Annotated in this window: 14 protein-coding genes; 7 read left to right on the top strand and 7 right to left on the bottom strand. The window is 70.2% G+C overall.

Features of this window, described 5'->3' with window-relative positions:
* Positions 1-5: 5 nt before the first annotated feature.
* Genes ACFY9E_RS18185 through ACFY9E_RS18165 form a run of 5 tightly spaced genes read right to left on the bottom strand, consistent with a single transcriptional unit; the run spans position 6 to position 4,291 of the window.
* Entirely contained in the window at positions 6-317 is a 312-nt protein-coding gene (locus ACFY9E_RS18185) for an L-rhamnose mutarotase (RefSeq protein WP_390984758.1), read from the bottom strand.
* Complete coding sequence (locus tag ACFY9E_RS18180) at positions 314-1,324, bottom strand: aldo/keto reductase (protein ID WP_390984756.1); 1,011 nt, start codon at positions 1,322-1,324, stop codon at positions 314-316. Before ACFY9E_RS18180 ends, ACFY9E_RS18185 begins: the two co-directional genes overlap by 4 nt.
* Positions 1,321-2,094, bottom strand: a complete 774-nt coding sequence (locus ACFY9E_RS18175; protein WP_390984753.1) for an SDR family oxidoreductase — start codon at positions 2,092-2,094, stop codon at positions 1,321-1,323. The genes ACFY9E_RS18180 and ACFY9E_RS18175 overlap by 4 nt, the downstream gene beginning before the upstream one ends.
* Positions 2,091-3,428 (bottom strand): enolase C-terminal domain-like protein, encoded by a 1,338-nt coding sequence (locus ACFY9E_RS18170; protein ID WP_390984751.1) that lies wholly within the window; start codon positions 3,426-3,428, stop codon positions 2,091-2,093. Before ACFY9E_RS18170 ends, ACFY9E_RS18175 begins: the two co-directional genes overlap by 4 nt.
* Before the next feature lie 11 nt (positions 3,429-3,439).
* Complete coding sequence (locus ACFY9E_RS18165; protein WP_390984749.1) at positions 3,440-4,291, bottom strand: fumarylacetoacetate hydrolase family protein; 852 nt, start codon at positions 4,289-4,291, stop codon at positions 3,440-3,442.
* 860 nt (positions 4,292-5,151) lie between these two features.
* Between ACFY9E_RS18165 and ACFY9E_RS18160 the strand changes: the two genes are divergently transcribed.
* The 7 genes from ACFY9E_RS18160 to ACFY9E_RS18130 all read left to right on the top strand — a co-directional run bounded on the left by ACFY9E_RS18160 (position 5,152) and on the right by ACFY9E_RS18130 (position 13,402).
* Complete coding sequence (locus ACFY9E_RS18160; RefSeq protein WP_390984746.1) at positions 5,152-6,204, top strand: substrate-binding domain-containing protein; 1,053 nt, start codon at positions 5,152-5,154, stop codon at positions 6,202-6,204.
* Positions 6,205-6,333: 129 nt separating this feature from the next.
* A complete protein-coding gene (locus tag ACFY9E_RS18155) occupies positions 6,334-7,929 on the top strand; it encodes an ATP-binding cassette domain-containing protein (RefSeq protein WP_390984743.1) in 1,596 nt (531 codons plus the stop codon).
* Positions 7,930-7,931: 2 nt separating this feature from the next.
* Positions 7,932-8,975: an ABC transporter permease gene (locus tag ACFY9E_RS18150; protein WP_390984741.1), complete on the top strand. Its 1,044-nt coding sequence runs from the start codon at positions 7,932-7,934 to the stop codon at positions 8,973-8,975.
* Between the two features lie 107 nt (positions 8,976-9,082).
* A complete protein-coding gene (locus ACFY9E_RS18145) occupies positions 9,083-9,784 on the top strand; it encodes an FCD domain-containing protein (RefSeq protein ID WP_390984739.1) in 702 nt (233 codons plus the stop codon).
* A gap of 102 nt (positions 9,785-9,886) precedes the next feature.
* Entirely contained in the window at positions 9,887-10,123 is a 237-nt protein-coding gene (locus ACFY9E_RS18140) for a hypothetical protein (protein ID WP_390984737.1), read from the top strand.
* Positions 10,124-10,761: 638 nt separating this feature from the next.
* Positions 10,762-12,714 (top strand): alpha-L-fucosidase, encoded by a 1,953-nt coding sequence (locus ACFY9E_RS18135; RefSeq protein WP_390984734.1) that lies wholly within the window; start codon positions 10,762-10,764, stop codon positions 12,712-12,714.
* A 472-nt stretch (positions 12,715-13,186) separates the two neighbouring features.
* The gene (locus tag ACFY9E_RS18130; RefSeq protein ID WP_390985120.1) at positions 13,187-13,402 is read left to right on the top strand and encodes a sugar nucleotide-binding protein; all 216 of its coding nucleotides are present in this window, start codon (positions 13,187-13,189) and stop codon (positions 13,400-13,402) included.
* Between the two features lie 129 nt (positions 13,403-13,531).
* Here the strand turns inward: ACFY9E_RS18130 and ACFY9E_RS18125 are convergent, their stop codons facing one another.
* Positions 13,532-14,254, bottom strand: a complete 723-nt coding sequence (locus ACFY9E_RS18125) for an FCD domain-containing protein (protein ID WP_390984731.1) — start codon at positions 14,252-14,254, stop codon at positions 13,532-13,534.
* Positions 14,245-15,312: an aldo/keto reductase gene (locus tag ACFY9E_RS18120; RefSeq protein ID WP_390984729.1), complete on the bottom strand. Its 1,068-nt coding sequence runs from the start codon at positions 15,310-15,312 to the stop codon at positions 14,245-14,247. Before ACFY9E_RS18120 ends, ACFY9E_RS18125 begins: the two co-directional genes overlap by 10 nt.
* Positions 15,313-15,318 lie beyond the last annotated feature (6 nt).

Here is a 15,318-nt window from a genome sequence, read left to right as displayed (position 1 = left end):
GCGGCTCACAACCGCCACACCACCGGGAGGGAGGCGTCCGTGCCCTGCGACGAGTAGTCGTGGACGACGTCCAGCAGCTCGGCCATCCGGGCCTGCCAGGCGATGTTGACCGGCAGCTTCTCCAGTTCGGCGATCATCGCCGCGTAGTCCTCGACCTCCAGGACGTGGAACAGGTCCGTGCCGCTGCGCCAGATCGTCCACTCGCTCGCCCCGGCGGCCCGGATGGCAGCGGTCAGCTCCTCGGGCACCTCGCGGTGGGCGGCCTCGTACTCCTCGATGCGGTCGGCGCGGACCTTGGTGTGCAGGGCGACCCTCATGACGGCTCCTTCGACGGCGTGGCTGCGGGTACGGGGGTGGCCGGGGGCAACAGCCCCTCGGCGCGCAGCTCGTCCCACAGCGCGCCCGGGATCGGGCGGCGTAGCTGCTCGAGGGTGTCGCGTACCTCTTCGGGGGAGCGGGCGCCGGTCAGGACGCCGGCGACCGCCCGGTGGCCGAAGGGGAAGTGCAGAGCGGCGGCGCGCAGCGGGACTCCGTGGCGTTCGGTCACCTCCAGCAGGCGCAGTGCCCGGTCGAGCACCGGCCGGGCCGCCGGGGCGTAGTCGTACGTGGCGCCGGGGCGCGGGGCGGTGAGCAGCCCGGAGTTGAAGACCCCGCCGATGACCACGCTCCGGCCGCGGGCGGCGGCCTCGGGCAGCAGTTCGGCGAGGCCGCCTTGGTCCAGGAGGGTGTAGCGGCCGGCCAGCAGCACCACGTCGATGTCGGTCTCGCGCAGGAAGCAGGCGGGCAGCGCCGACTGGTTCATGCCGACGCCGATCGCCCCGACCACGCCTTCGGCCCGCAGCCGCTCCAGCGCCGGGTAGGCCTCGGTGAGGGCCTGCTCGGCGTGGTCGTCCGGGTCGTGCAGCAGGGCGATGTCGACACGGTCGAGGCCGAGGCGGTCCAGGCTGGCCTCCAGCGAGCGCAGCACTCCGTCGGCGCTGAAGTCCCAGATACGGCGGTGGGTCGCGGAGACGGCGAAGCCGTTCGCGAGGTCGTCGCCGGGGCCGTCGTCCTGGTTCGGTACGAGCAGCCGGCCCACCTTGGTGGAGACGGTGAACGTGCCCCGGGGGCGGCCGCGCAGCGCGGCGCCGAGCCGCCGTTCCGACAGGCCGAGCCCGTAGTGGGGTGCGGTGTCGAAGGTGCGGATTCCGGCGTCCCAGGCCGCCTCCACGGTGGCGAGGGCGGCCTCGTCGGTGACTGGCTGGTAGAGGTTGCCGATGCCCGCGCAGCCGAGTGCGAGTTGCGTGACCTGCACCGCGCTGCCGCCCAGCGTGGTGGTTTTCACGACTGGGCCGTCGGGCGCAGTCGCAGTCCCTGCACGCCGCCGTCCACGGCGAGTACGGTGCCGGTGACGGAAGCGGCGGCGGGACTCGCGAGGTAGACGATGGCGGCTGCCACCTCGTCGGCGGTGACCAGGCGTCCGATGGGCTGCCGGGCGCCCAGGGCGGCGCGCTCGGCCTCGGGGTCGTCCGCGGCGTCGAGGAGCCGGGCCACCCAGGGGGTGTCGGCGGTGCCGGGGTTGACGCAGTTGACGCGGATGCCCTCGCGGACGTGGTCGGCGGCCATGGCCAGGGTCAGGGACAGCACGGCGCCCTTGCTGGCGGAGTACAGGGCCCGCTGCGGGAGGCCGGCGGTGGTGGCGATCGAGCCGGTGTTGACGATCGCCGCAGTGCCCGGACGGGCAGCGGCAGCACGCCGCAGATACGGCAGGGCGGCGCGGGTGGTGCGCACCATGCCGAGGACGTTGACGTCCAGGACGCGGTGCCACTGCTCGTCGGGGTTGTCCTCCACCGTGCCGACGGCGCCGATGCCCGCGTTGTTGACGAGGATGTCCAGGCCGCCGAGCCGCTCGGCGGCCTCTGCCACGGCGGCGCGCACCGAGGTGTCGTCGCTGACGTCGGCCTTGAGGGCGTGCAGCGGCTCGGGCACACCGGCGGGTTCGAGGTCGAGTACGGCCACCGCCGCGCCCTGCGCGGCCAGCGCGCGGGCTGTGGCGAGTCCGATGCCGGACGCGCCGCCGGTGACGAGGGCCGTGAGCCCTGACAGGTCGGTCATGAGGCACTCTCCTGCTGGGCGCGGTCGGCGGTCCAGAACGTTCCGTCCGGGAAGTCGTAGGCGGCGATGGACTCCTCCCGCATGGTGGCGGAGAAGCCCGGGGCGAGGGGGGCGGTGTAGTGCCCGTCGCGCATCACCACGGGTGCGGTGAAGTGCTGGTGGAGGTGGTCGACGTACTCGATGACCCGGTTCTCGGTGGTGCCGGACAGGGCCAGGTAGTCGAACATCGACAGGTGCTGCACCAGCTCGCACAGCCCCACCCCTCCGGCGTGCGGGCAGACGGGTACCCCGAACTTCGCGGCGAGCAGCAGGATTGCGAGGTTCTCGTTGACTCCGCCGACCCGGGCCGCGTCGATCTGCAGCACGTCGATGGCGTCGGCCTGCAGGAGCTGCTTGAAGACGACGCGGTTCTGCACGTGCTCACCGGTGGCGACCTTGACGGGGCCGACCGCCTTGCGTACGGCGGCGTGTCCGAGGATGTCGTCGGGGCTGGTGGGCTCCTCGATCCAGTACGGGGCGAACTCGGCGAGCGCGTTGGTCCACTCGATCGCCTCGCCGACGTTCCAGCGCTGGTTGGCGTCGACGGCGATGCGGATGCCGTCGCCGACCGCGGCACGAGCGATGCGCAGCCGCCGGATGTCGTCCTGGAGGTCGGCGCCGACCTTGAGCTTGATCTGGGTGAAGCCGTCGGCGACGGCCTCCTTGGCCAGCCGGGTGAGCTTGTCGTCGGAGTAACCGAGCCAGCCGGGCGAGGTGGTGTAGCCGGGGTAGCCGCGGTTCAGCAGCACGGTCTCGCGCTCGTCGAGACCCTCGCGGCCCTTGCGCAGGAGGGTGAGGGCGTCCTCGGGGGTGAGGGCGTCGGCGATGTAGCGGAAGTCGACCTGGGACACGAGCCACTCGGGGTCGGCGTGGGCGAGCAGGCGCCACAGTGGCTGACCGGCCCGCTTGGCGGCCAGGTCCCACACGGCGTTGACGACGGCGCCGATCGCCATGTGCATCACGCCCTTCTCGGGGCCGAGCCAGCGCAGCTGACTGTCGCCGATCAGGTCGCGGCTGAGCGAGCCAGGATCGGCGCACAGCTCTTCCACGGAGCGGCCCACGACGTGGTGCCGCAGGGCGCCGATCGCGGCGACCTGCACGTCGTTGCCGCGTCCGATGGTGAAGGTGAAACCGTGGCCCTCGAGGCCGTCGCGGGCGTCGGTGCGCAGCACGACATAGGCGGCGGAGTAGTCGGGGTCCGGGTTCATCGCGTCGGAACCGTCCAGTTCCCGGGAGGTGGGGAAGCGGACGTCGTAGGTGTCGACCGCGGTGATCCGGGCTGAGATGGCAGTCAAGGGGGTGCCTTTCACGCTTGGCCGAAGGTCTGGCGCTGGCTGCCGAGCCTGTCGACGGAGAGTTCGACGGTGTCGCCGGGGCGGAGGTAGGGCGTGCCGGGCAGGCCGAGGGCCACGCCCGCGGGGGTACCTGTGTTGATCACGTCGCCGGGCTCAAGGACCATGTACTGGCTCAGGTAGGACACTATGTGGCCGACCGGGAAGATCATGTCGCTGGTGTGCCCGTTCTGCCGCTTCACGCCGTTGACGCTCAGGTGCAGTCCGAGGTCCTGCGGGTCGCCGACCTCGTCGGCGGTGACCAGCCACGGGCCGAGCGGGTTGAAGGTCTCGCAGGACTTGCCGAGGTCCCACTGCGGCGAGTACTCGAGCTGGTACTCCCGCTCCGACACGTCATGACTGATCGCGTACCCGGCGATCACGTCCCGGGCGGCGTCGGGGCCGTCCAGGTAGCGTGCCCGGCGGCCGATGACGACCGCCAGCTCGACCTCCCAGTCGGTCTTGACCGAGCCACGGGGGACGAGTACCTCGTCGTAGGGCCCGACGACGGTGCCCGGGTCCTTCATGAACACCACCGGCCGCTCGGGGATCGCCGCGCCGGTCTCGGCGGCGTGGTCGCGGTAGTTCAGACCGATGCACACGATCTTGCCGGGGCGTGCGACGGGCGGGCCGATCCGCAGGCCGTCCGCGTCCAGTGCGGGGAGGTCTCCCGCCGCGATGGCGGCACGGGCACGGTCGATACCGTCCGAGGCGAGGAACGCGGCGTCGACGTCGCGGGTCACGCAGGAGAGGTCCAGCAGCCGGCCGCCGTCGGTGCGGACAGCGGGCCGCTCTTCGCCGGGGGCACCGACTCGTAGCAGTTTCACTGGCAGTTCCCTTGCCGTAGGTGGTTTTCGAAAGGAAGGTGGCGGCCGGTCGTACGGGCCGTGCCGCCCGGCCGCGCCCCGACCGGGCCAGTAGGGAGCTACAAGCTCCCGCCCTACCCCCAGTCATCGGATGTATGGCGGCAGCGCGACTGTAGACGCAGACGAGCCGACTGACAACAAATACCTCGGATGTTTCTCCCTGCCGTTGTCAGTTCGCCCGAATTTGCCGGGACTTGACTCCGGCATCATGGAGGGCCAGGGCGGCGCGCGGAGGTTTCATCGGATGCCTGAAACGTCGGCAGTGTGCGGCAGGCATCGCTGGTGGGGGCCCCGCGAGACGGCATGCAGAGCATCCCCGGTGCGGGTGACAGGTCCCCGGGCACGCCCCTCAGCCGCCGCTGCGGCTCAGCGGCCGCAGACGCCGTTGCGGAACCGTGAGCCGGTGCCGGTCCCTGCCGCCCGACCGGAGGACTGGGCGAAGCTGCAGGTCACGAAGGGGTCCTGGCGGGTTGCCGACTCCTTCTGGCGGGGCTGCGGAGCCTTGCGCCGTCGTGCTGCGCAATTCAGTGGCGGCGGAGGCTTGTCAACGTCGGCAACGTCGTCGTAACGTCCTCGGCGTCCGAGAGACATCGGAGGAATGGATCACATTCTTCCGGAATGGGAACTGCGCGCGCTTGACCTCTGTCGCTCGGCACCGGCTGTTCCTCACTTCCGTGCCCATCGGGCGCGGTCCGCACTGCCTCGGTGCCGGGCCACCTTCTGCCCGGCCCGCGTACTCGCCCGTCATCCTCGGCCGGCGCATACGCCTCCCTCCCCGCTGCCCCGCAGTCCTCCGCCCTGCCAAAGGAGACACCACGGCCATGAAGCTCGCTCGCACCCGCTCCACCGCCACAGCCGCCACCGCCGTGCTCGCAGTCCTCGCCCTCGCCACCGCGTGCAACCGCAGCGGCTCGGAAGCGGTCGGCTCGGGCGGTGACAAGCCGGCCATCGGCATCGACCTGCCGCGTTCCGACTCCGACTTCTGGAACTCCTACGCGCAGTATCTGAAGACGGGCATCAAGACGGACGGCATCAACGCCCTGCCGATCAGCAACTCGCAGAACGACGTCACCAAGCTCGTCGCCAACGTCCAGGTCTTCGAGAACACCGGAGCCAAGGCCGTCGTCATGGCACCGCAGGACACCGGCGCCATCGCCTCCACCCTCGAATCCCTCGCTGGGAAGAAGATCCCGGTGATCAGTGTGGACACCAGACCCGAAAAGGGCGACGTCTACATGGTGGTCCGCGCCGACAACCGGGCGTACGGCACCAAGGCCTGCGAATTCCTCGGCAAGCAGCTCGGCGGCAAGGGCAAGGTGGCCGAGTTCCAGGGCTCCCTGGACTCCATCAACGGACGCGACCGCTCGGAGGCGTTCGCCGAGTGCATGAAGACCAAGTTCCCCAAGATCAAGGTCTTCGAGCTCCCCACCGACTGGAAGGGTGACGTCGCCTCCGCCAAGCTCCAGTCGCTGCTGGCCCAGCACCCGGACCTGAACGGCATCTACATGCAGGCCGGCGGCGTCTTCCTGCAGCCGACCCTGGCCCTGCTGCAGCAGAAGGGCCTGCTCAAGCCCGCCGGGCAGAAGGGCCACATCAGCATCGTCTCCAACGACGGCATCCCGCAGGAGTTCGACGCCATCCGCAAGGGCCAGATCGACGCCACCGTCTCCCAGCCCGCCGACCTCTACGCCAAGTACGCGCTGTACTACGCCAAGGCCGCCGCCGAGGGCAAGACCTTCAAGCCGGGTGCGACCGACCACGACTCCACCATCATCAAGCTGCCCAACGGCCTGGAGGACCAGCTGCCCGCCCCGCTGGTGACCAAGGACAACGTGGACGACAAGTCCTTGTGGGGCAACTCCGTCGGACAGTGACCGGCAGGCACCGACGCCGCAGCCGGGGACCTCGCCCCTCCTCCCCCGGCTGCGACTCCCGCCCCGGATCCGGGTCCACTGCCCGCTCCGCGGTCCCCCACCATCCGTACCCGAAGGACGGTACCCACCATGGCGGACACCGCCACCACCCCGGCGGCCGGCTCCGGAACCCGGGCCCCGGTCGCCGAGGCGACCGGCATCAGCAAACGGTTCGGCGCCACCGTCGCACTGCGCGACGCCCGCATCAGCATCGCCGAGGGCGAGTCGCACGCCCTGGTGGGACGCAACGGCGCCGGCAAGTCGACGCTCGTGTCGATCCTCACCGGCCTGCAGCAGCCCGACACGGGCTCACTACGCTTCTCCGGCGCGCCGGCGCCCGCCTTCGGCGACATCGACGCCTGGCGCTCGAAGGTCGCCTGTGTCTACCAGCGGTCCACCATCATCGGTGAGCTGACCGTCGCCGAGAACCTCTTCCTGAACCGGCAGAGCCCCGGCGCGGTGCGCCCCATCCGCTGGAAGGACCTCAGGCAGCGTGCGCAGGAGCTCCTCGGCGAGTACGGCGTGGCCGTCGACCCCGCCGCCCGGGCCAGGGACCTGACCGTCGAACAGCGGCAGTTCGTCGAGATCGCCCGCGCGCTGTCCTTCGGCGCCCGTTTCATCATTCTGGACGAGCCCACCGCCAAGCTCGACGCCCGCGGCATCGGCCGTCTCTTCGACAAACTCCGGGACCTGCAGGAACAAGGCGTCGCCTTCCTCTTCATCTCCCACCACCTGCAAGAGGTGTACGACCTGTGCACCACGGTCACGGTCTACCGCGACGCGGCCCACATTCTGACCGCGCCCGTGGCCGAACTCGGTCACCGCTTGCTCGTGGAGGCCATGACCGGCGAGGCCGCCTCCGCGGCCACCAGCCCCGCGAGCGCGTCCCCGACCGCACCGGCCGACGGGGCGGAGCTGCTGCGCATCGACGCCCTGACCTTGTCCGGCACCTGCGAGGACCTCTCCCTCTCGGTGCGCTCCGGCGAGGTGGTCGGGCTCGCAGGAGCGGCGGCCAGCGGCAACGTACAGGTGGGTGAGGCCGTCGCCGGTCTGCACCGCGCCACGAGCGGCCGCATCTCGGTCGGCGGCAGGAACGTGCGCACCGGCAGCGTGCCCTCCGCCCTGGCCGCCGGAGTGGGCTTCGTCCCCGAGGACCGGCATCTGCAGGGCCTGGTCAACAACCGCAGCGTGGCGGAGAACGCGACCCTCACCGTCACCGACCAGCTCGGCCCGTTCGGCGTCGTGCTGCCCGCCCGCACCCGGGCCTTCGCCCAGCACATGATCCGTGACCTCGACATCAAGACCCCGCAGGCCGCCACCCCGGTCTCCGCGCTCTCCGGCGGCAACCAGCAGAAGGTCGTGGTCGCCCGCGCCCTGGCCACCGACCCGCACGTGCTGGTGGCCATCCGCCCCACCAACGGTGTCGACGTCAAGTCCAAGGAGTTCCTTCTCGGCCGGATCCGACGGGCCGCCGAGGAGGGCAAGGCCGCGCTGATCGTCTCCGACGAACTGGACGACCTCAAAGCCTGCGACCGGGTCGTGGTCATGTTCCACGGACAGGTGGTCGCCGAGTTCGACCGCGGCTGGAAGGACGAGCACGTCGTCGCCGCCATCGAGGGCGTCGCCGACACCACCACCCCACTCGCCGCGTCCACGGCGGCCGGGACTCACCAGCACGGAAGGTAGACATGTCCACCACCACAGACGTCACGGAGCCCGTACCGAGGACGACGGCGCCGGCCGCGGCGGACTCCACCGGGCGCCGGCTGGACCTCGGCCGTTTCCGTGAACTGTCCCTGATCCCGGCCATCCTCGTGCTGGGCCTGATCGGTTTCATCGTCTCGCCGGCCTTCCTCACCGCCGACAACCTCATCGGTGTGGCGCAGCAGTCCACCGAACTGAGCCTGCTCGTCCTCGCCACCGCCCTCATCCTCATCTGCGGGCGGATGGACCTGTCCCTGGAGTCCACCATCGGCGTGGCCCCGGTCATCGCCGTATGGCTCGTCCTGCCCACCAGCGGCGGGCGGTTCAACGGGCTCGGGCTCTTCCCCGAGTGGATGGCCATCCCGCTGTGCCTCCTGGTCGGGGTGGCGATCGGCGCCCTGAACGGCTTCCTCATCCTCAAGCTGCGGCTCAACGGCTTCATCGTCACTCTGGGCGGGCTGACGATGTTGCGCGGTCTCCAGGTCGCCCTCTCCGAGGGCCAGTCGATCGTGGACCTGCCGTCCTCGTTCACCTACCTCGGCAAGGCGTCCTGGTTCGGCGTCCCGGCAGCCATCTGGATCTGCGCGGTGCTGTTCGCGGCGGGTGGCAGCGCACTGGCCTGGCTGCGGCACGGCCGGGCGCTGTACGCCATCGGCGGCAACGCCGAGGCCGCCCGCACCGCCGGCATCCGCGTCGACCGCATCGTGTGGGCCGTCCTCATCCTCGGCAGCCTGCTGGCCGCGTTCGCGGGCATCCTCTACAGCGGGCACTACGGCTCCATCTCGGCGACGCAGGGCAGCGGCTGGATCTTCCAGGTCTTCGCCGCGACCGTCATCGGCGGGGTGAGCCTCAACGGTGGCAAGGGCTCCGTGTTCGGCGCCCTCACCGGTGTCCTCACCCTCCAGCTCGTCGTCAACGTCATGACGCTCGCGGGCGTACCGGCGCTGTGGAACCAGTTCCTGAACGGCGCCATCATCATCGTCGCCCTGATCATCTCGCGCTTCGCCTCCGGCGAGAAGCAGGACTAGTGACGGCCCGCGCGGCGCTCCGCCCCGGCCCGGTGCCGCGCGGCGCGGCGCGGCGCGGCGCGGCGCGGCGGAACCTCTCCCCTCCCCCGGCACAGGAAGGCACCCTCGTGGCACTCACCGACGAGGCGATGGACAAGATCAAGGCGATGATCGTCGCCGGTGAACTGGCACCCGGATCCCGCCTGCCGAAGGAGGAACTCCTCGCCGCCCAGCTGGGCCTGTCCCGCAACTCGCTGCGCGAGGCCGTCCGCGCGCTCACCGCGATGCGCATCCTCATGGTGCGGCAGGGCGACGGCACCTACGTCTCCAGCCTGGAGCCCCACCTCCTCCTGGAGACGCTGTCCTTCGCCTCCGACGTCTCCCAGGGACGGACCGCCCTGCAACTGATCCAGGTGCGCCGGCTGCTGGAGCCGCAGGCGACCGGGCTGGCCGCCGCGCTGCTGACACCCAAAGACCTGCGAGAGCTCGGAGACATACTGGAACGGTCCAAGTCGGCCGCCACCGTCGAGGAGTTCGTCGCCCACGACATCGCCTTCCACGCAAGGATCATTGAAGCCGTCGGCAACCCGGTGCTGTCCATGCTGCTGCGCGTGCTGTCCACCAGCACCCAGCGCGCCCGCATCGTCCGGGGCAGCCAGACCCGGCGCGCCGTGGACAACGCGCACCGGGACCACCAGCAGATCCTCGACGCCCTCCGGGCACGCGACGCCCTGCTCGCCGCCTCGGCCGCGACGGTGCACATCACCGCCGTCGAGCAGTGGCTGGCCACCAGCCTGACCGATGCCCCTGAGGAACCTCTCACCGGCTGACCGCCCTGCCCGCCCCGCTCCCGCCACCGCCCGATCCCCCTCCCACGCCGCTCCGGCGGCGGGCCACCACCTCCCCCAAGCCGCAGCCGGTACACGCTCGGCGTGATCCACGCCGACGGGCGCCGCCCATGTGGACCGGGGCCCGCATCCCCGATTTCCCCCACCATCGCGGTCTTCCTCGACGGCACCTCCAAGGGCACCGTCAACGCGTTCTCCGCGAGCCGCCAGGCCCAGCAGACCGTCTACTCCGTCAGCGGGCTACCGGTCGGACGGCACACCCTCACCCTCACCAAGACAGGAGGCGCCTACATGGTGATCGACCGGTTCGATGTGGGCTGACCGCACGGCGGCCACCGGCCGCGCCACACCGCCCGTGCCGGACCCGCCGGCACGGGCGGTCCGCCACCGCGGCGGCATCCTGCGACACGCACAGAGTACGAGCCCAGCGTGCACGCGCACGACGACGTTCCCCGGGGGGCCGGCGGCGCGTGGCGCGGTCCTGGAGTCACTCACGCCCGGCCTCTGTGAGCGCGTCCGCAGAGGCCCGCCTCCCCAATTCACCCGATCTATCGACTGATCGCATGGCGTTTCGGTGCCTTGCCCCTGACGCCCTAGCGCATCCAACCAGCTCTGTCCTTGAATTCTTGTCGAGGCACTAGACAGATGCCAGATCGATGCCCGTTAATACATCCGATGTCACTCCGGTCAACCCGAACGCCGAGCCGCAAACCTCGGGCTGTCCTGCGAGCACTCGGGAGGAGACTGCGTCGGCGTCGATCACCCGCCGACGATGTCATCGGGCGCCCGCCCTGCCCGCAGGTTCCACGGGAGCGCCGTTCCTCAGCCTTTGCGGCATATCCGTCCCCCAGCGGGTTGCAGATGCCTCCGGCAGGGCGCGTCCCGACACCCAAGCAAACGTCGAATGTCATCTGAGTCTCGTCACCGCAGTCAATGCCATCCGCACACAGGAGTGGGCCATGTCCTCATCAAGAATGACTCGCCGTACGTTTCTCGGTGCGGCGGGCGCGGCGACCGCCGCGACCGCCCTGCCGCTCGTCCCCGGCTTCTCCGGTTTTCTGCCGCAGGCCGCCGCCGCGGACGCACAGACCAACCTGAGCAAGATGGTCGACATGCGGTTCGGTATGTTCAACCACTTCAGCCTGGGCACGTTCACGAACCAGGAGTGGGCCGAACCCAACCAGAGCCCCACCCTCTTCGCTCCCCCGAGTGTCAACTGCGCGCAGTGGGCCGACGCGGCGGTCGCCGCGAAGATGAGGTACGGCATCCTGACCACCAAGCACCATGACGGCTTCGCCCTGTGGCCGAGCGCCTACGGCACCCAGAACGTGGCGAACAGTTCCTACAAGCAGGACGTGGTCCGGGCGTACTGCGACGCCTTCCGGGCGAAGGGGCTGAAGGTCGGGTTCTACTACTCGATCTGGGACCGGACCTTCGGCGTCGAGGCGTGGGAGAGCCGGCACAAGGTGACCGGCCTCGAGATCACCGATGCCATCCAGCCCGGTGACATGACCTTCATACTCGGTCAGATTCGCGAGTTGCTCACCAACTACGGCACCATCGACATGTTCATGACCGATGGTTACGCATGGCAGATGGGGCAGCAGGCCGTCTCCTACCAGAGGATCCGTTCGCTGGTCAAGGAGCTGCAGCCGGACTGCGTCATGATCGACATCGGCGGGCTGTCGGAGCCCTTCCTCAGCGACGCGATCTTCTTCGAGGAGCCGCTGGGCGTGACGGCGCCGACGGGCAATACCTACGCCGGAATGCAGGGGCAGACCATCAGCAACGGCTGGTTCTGGCACCCCTCCACCCCGACCGAGGGCCTGATGAGCAAGGGCGCGATCCTCTCGCACCTGGCCGACCTGGAGCCGAAGTACACCTCGTTCATCCTCAACTGCCCGCCCAACCGCAACGGCTTGCTGGACACCAACATCGTCAACCGGCTGGCCGAGGTCGGCGCGGCATGGAGCCCCGACACCTCCAGGCCGCCGCTGCCCACCCAACTGCTGCGCGCCGAGCACCCCGTCACACCGGTCAACGCGTACGCCACCGCCTTCCGCACCGGCGAGGACCCGCTCCGCGCCATCGACGGACTCAGCGACATCCGCTACGAGACCTGCTGGTCGACCTGGGGACTGCCCTCGCCCCTGCCGCACTCGATCACGATCGATCTGGGCGGGGTGTGGAGCAACGTCTCCACCCTGGAGTACCTGCCCAAGCAGTGGAACCGCAGCAACTCGACCGACGGCGACATCACCTCGTACACCATCTCCACCAGCACCGACGGCACGAACTTCACCCAGGTCGCCACCGGCACCTGGGCCGGCAACCGCGCCACCAAGGTGGCCGAATGGCCCGCCCGCAACGTGGGTTTCGTACGGATCCAGGCCAACGCGGCCACCGGCGGCTACGTCAACATGGGCGGCGTCCACATCGGCGGCCGGACGGCCAAGCCGGCACTGGTGTCCACCACGCTGCCCGGCGACGGCACCGTCTACCGGCTGGTCGCCCGGCACAGCGGCAAGGTCGCCGACGTGGAAGGCGGCGGCACCGCCAACAGCACCAACCTCCACCAGTGGCCCTGGCTCAACAAGACGAACCAGAAGTGGACCTTCGCCAAGACCGGCGACGGCTACTACGAGATCAAGGGTGCGGGCAGCGGCAAGCTCATGGAGGTCGCGGGTCTCTCCCGCGCCGACGGCGGCAACGTGGCCATCTGGTCGGACGCCAACGCCCCCCAGCAGCACTGGGCCGTCACGCCCACCGGTGACGGCCACTACTTCCTCATCAACCGCTACAGCGGACTCTGCCTCGCCGTCGACGAGGGCAGCACCGCCGACGGAGCCAACATCGAGCAGCAGCCGTACGCGTCACTGACGCGGCAGCAATGGCAGATCACCCCCTCCTGACCCCGCCCTCCGTCGCCGCTCTTCCTCAACGGCCTGCTGTTGAGGAAGAGCGGCGACGGTCGTCAGCGGACGCGGGGCACCTGATCACCACCACCCTTCTTCGGACCAGCTCCTGGCTCCGGTGCGGCGGCGTTGCCACGTTGACTGAAAGGGTGGGATGATCTTCGGTTTGATCACGCTGGAGGGGGCGTCGCTCGTGGAGAATGCGTCGCCGTCGTACAAGGGTCACCGTTACCCGGTCGGTCAACGCGCCTCCGACAGGACGCCGACGAGGAAGCCACAGCCAAGCAGGCCACGGCAGCGACGTACGCCACCAGGCTCGGCGACGCCGCCCAGGCCGTCTGGTACCCCCTCGATCTGCGGGACGCCAGCCGCCTGGACGCCGTCATGAGCGAGCCCGCGTCTCGTCATCAACGCATCGAGCGGCGGGTCCGACTGGGCCGTGACGGCACAGGCCCCCATCCGGCTCGCAATGACTGCGGCAAGACAAGGTGTCCGCCTCGTCCACGTTTCCAGTGATGCCGTGTTCTCTGGGGCCCGGGTCCACTACGCCGAATCGTGCCTGCCTGACCCCATCACCCCTTACGGAGCGGCGAAGGCGGCGGCGGAGACGGGGATCCTCGCCGTGCACCCGGAAGCTGTAGTCGCCCGCACGTCGCTGATCATCGGCGACAAGGCGGTCGTGTGAGGCATGGGGTTCCCGTCCCTGTCGGCGGGGCGTCGTCGCCCGGCGTGCCGTGGTCGGGAACAGGTTCTTGACGCCGTCGGTGGCTCCGCAAGGCGGCTTCTGCCAGACGGAAGAGCGTCTCGGGAAGGGCTAGAGCCCTGTGGTCACGCCCCACGGAAGGGCCTCACCCGAACGCAGGTGGTCCTTGAGCCACAGCTCGGTGTTGCTGACGTGCAGCAGTGCGGCGGCCTGGCTGAGGGAGGCGTCGCGGACGGACAGGGCCCGGAAGATCGCCTCGTGTTCGGCGAGGGTCCGGCCGGAGGCCTGGGTGTCGACCAGGCCGCGCCAGATGCGGGCGCGCAGGGTGCGCCCGGAGATGCTTTCCAGGAGCGTGAGGAGCGTTTCGTTGCCGGTGGCCGAGATGACGGCGCGGTGGAACGCGGCGTCGTGAGCGTTGAGCCGTTCCACGTCGTCCTGGGCTTCGCGCATGGCGTTCAGGTGCTGCTCGACCTCGGCCAGCTGCTCGTCGGAGATCCGGGTGGCGGCCAGTGCGGTGGCGATCGGTTCCAGGAGCCGTCGTACCTCGATGAGGTCCTGCAGCGCGGCGGAATCGCCCTGCAGCAGTTCCACCGCACCGCCGAGCCCCTCCAGGAGCAGGCTCGGCTGCAGGCTGGTCACGTAGGTGCCGTCGCCCCGCCGGACCTCCAGGACCCGGGCGACGGCCAACGCCTTCACGGCCTCCCGGGCGAGGTTGCGGGAGAGGCCCAGCTGAGCGGCCAGCTCCGGTTCCGGCGGGAGCTTCGAGCCCGGCGGCAGCGCTCCGCTGCGGATCAGCTCCCGGATCTGCACGATGGCCTTGTCCGTCAGAGACACCGCGCGCTCCTTCCGGGCCCGTGCGCCGCGGGCACGTCCGATCTGATGAGTCCCTGGGCGCGGAGATCGTCCCAGAGCCCGTCGGGGACGTACCGGCGGTGGAGTTCTGCGTTCCGTACGACCTGCTGCGGATTTCGCATACCGAGGGTGACGTTGATGATACTGCGGTGGGTGTAGGGGAAGGCGATCGCGGCGGCGGGCAGGGTGGTGCCGTGCGCCGCGCAGACGTCGGCGATCGCCCGAGCGCGGTCGAGCAGCTCCGGCGGGGCCTCCTGGTAGTCGTACTTCATGCCCTCGGTGGGGTGGTCGCGGGAGAGCAGCCCCGAGTTGAACACGCCGACGGCCACCACGCTCTTGCCGAGTTCCTCGGCGGCGGGCAGGACGTCGTCCAGTGCCGACTGGTCGAGGAGGGTGTACCGGCCGGCCAGCATCACCACGTCGGCCGCGGTCTCGCGCAGGAAGCGGGCGAGCATGGCCGACTGGTTCATTCCGGCGCCGATCGCGCCGATCACTCCCTGGTCCCGGAGCTCTGCCAGGGCCGGCATGGCCTCCTCGGCCGCCTGCGTCCAGTGGTCGTCGGGATCGTGCAGGTAGACGATGTCCAGGCGGTCCAGGCCGGTGCGTTCCAGCGTGTCCTCGATGGAGCGGAGCACTCCGTCCCGGCTGAAGTCCCACTGCCGGCGCAGGTCGTCGCGCACCACGAAGCCCTCGGTGTCGGTGCCGCGCGGGTGCTCGTTGGGCACGAGCAGGCGGCCGACCTTGGAGGAGACGACGTACGCGTCACGTGGCCTGTCCGCCAGCGCCGCCCCCAGGCGGCGCTCGGAGAGACCGAGCCCGTAGTGCGGTGCGGTGTCGAAGTACCGGATGCCCGCTTCCCAGGCCGCCTCGAGTGCGGCCTGCGCGTCGTGGGCCGGGGTGACTCTGTAGAGGTTGCCGATGACGGAGGCCCCGAAGCCGAGTCCGGTGAGCTCGACAGGGGTGCTCGCGACCTTCCGGCGCCCGATGTTGTGCGGTGTCAACTGTGCTCCTTGGGAAGCGGCGACGGCGTGAGCGCTCATGGGTCT

The organism is Streptomyces sp. NPDC012466 (assembly GCF_042955215.1).
Classification (GTDB): domain Bacteria; phylum Actinomycetota; class Actinomycetes; order Streptomycetales; family Streptomycetaceae; genus Streptomyces.
The sequence above is the reverse complement of the archived record's forward strand: the minus strand, read 5'-3'. Positions and strand labels throughout refer to the sequence as shown.

Coding starts and splice junctions, on each gene's coding strand:
- ACFY9E_RS18185 (WP_390984758.1), bottom strand. CDS start 317: ATGAGGGTCGCCCTGCACACCAAGGTCCGCGCCGACCGCATCGAGGAG.
- ACFY9E_RS18175 (WP_390984753.1), bottom strand. CDS start 2,094: ATGACCGACCTGTCAGGGCTCACGGCCCTCGTCACCGGCGGCGCGTCC.
- ACFY9E_RS18160 (WP_390984746.1), top strand. CDS start 5,152: ATGAAGCTCGCTCGCACCCGCTCCACCGCCACAGCCGCCACCGCCGTG.
- ACFY9E_RS18155 (WP_390984743.1), top strand. CDS start 6,334: ATGGCGGACACCGCCACCACCCCGGCGGCCGGCTCCGGAACCCGGGCC.
- ACFY9E_RS18150 (WP_390984741.1), top strand. CDS start 7,932: ATGTCCACCACCACAGACGTCACGGAGCCCGTACCGAGGACGACGGCG.
- ACFY9E_RS18135 (WP_390984734.1), top strand. CDS start 10,762: ATGTCCTCATCAAGAATGACTCGCCGTACGTTTCTCGGTGCGGCGGGC.
- ACFY9E_RS18130 (WP_390985120.1), top strand. CDS start 13,187: ATGACTGCGGCAAGACAAGGTGTCCGCCTCGTCCACGTTTCCAGTGAT.
- ACFY9E_RS18120 (WP_390984729.1), bottom strand. CDS start 15,312: ATGAGCGCTCACGCCGTCGCCGCTTCCCAAGGAGCACAGTTGACACCG.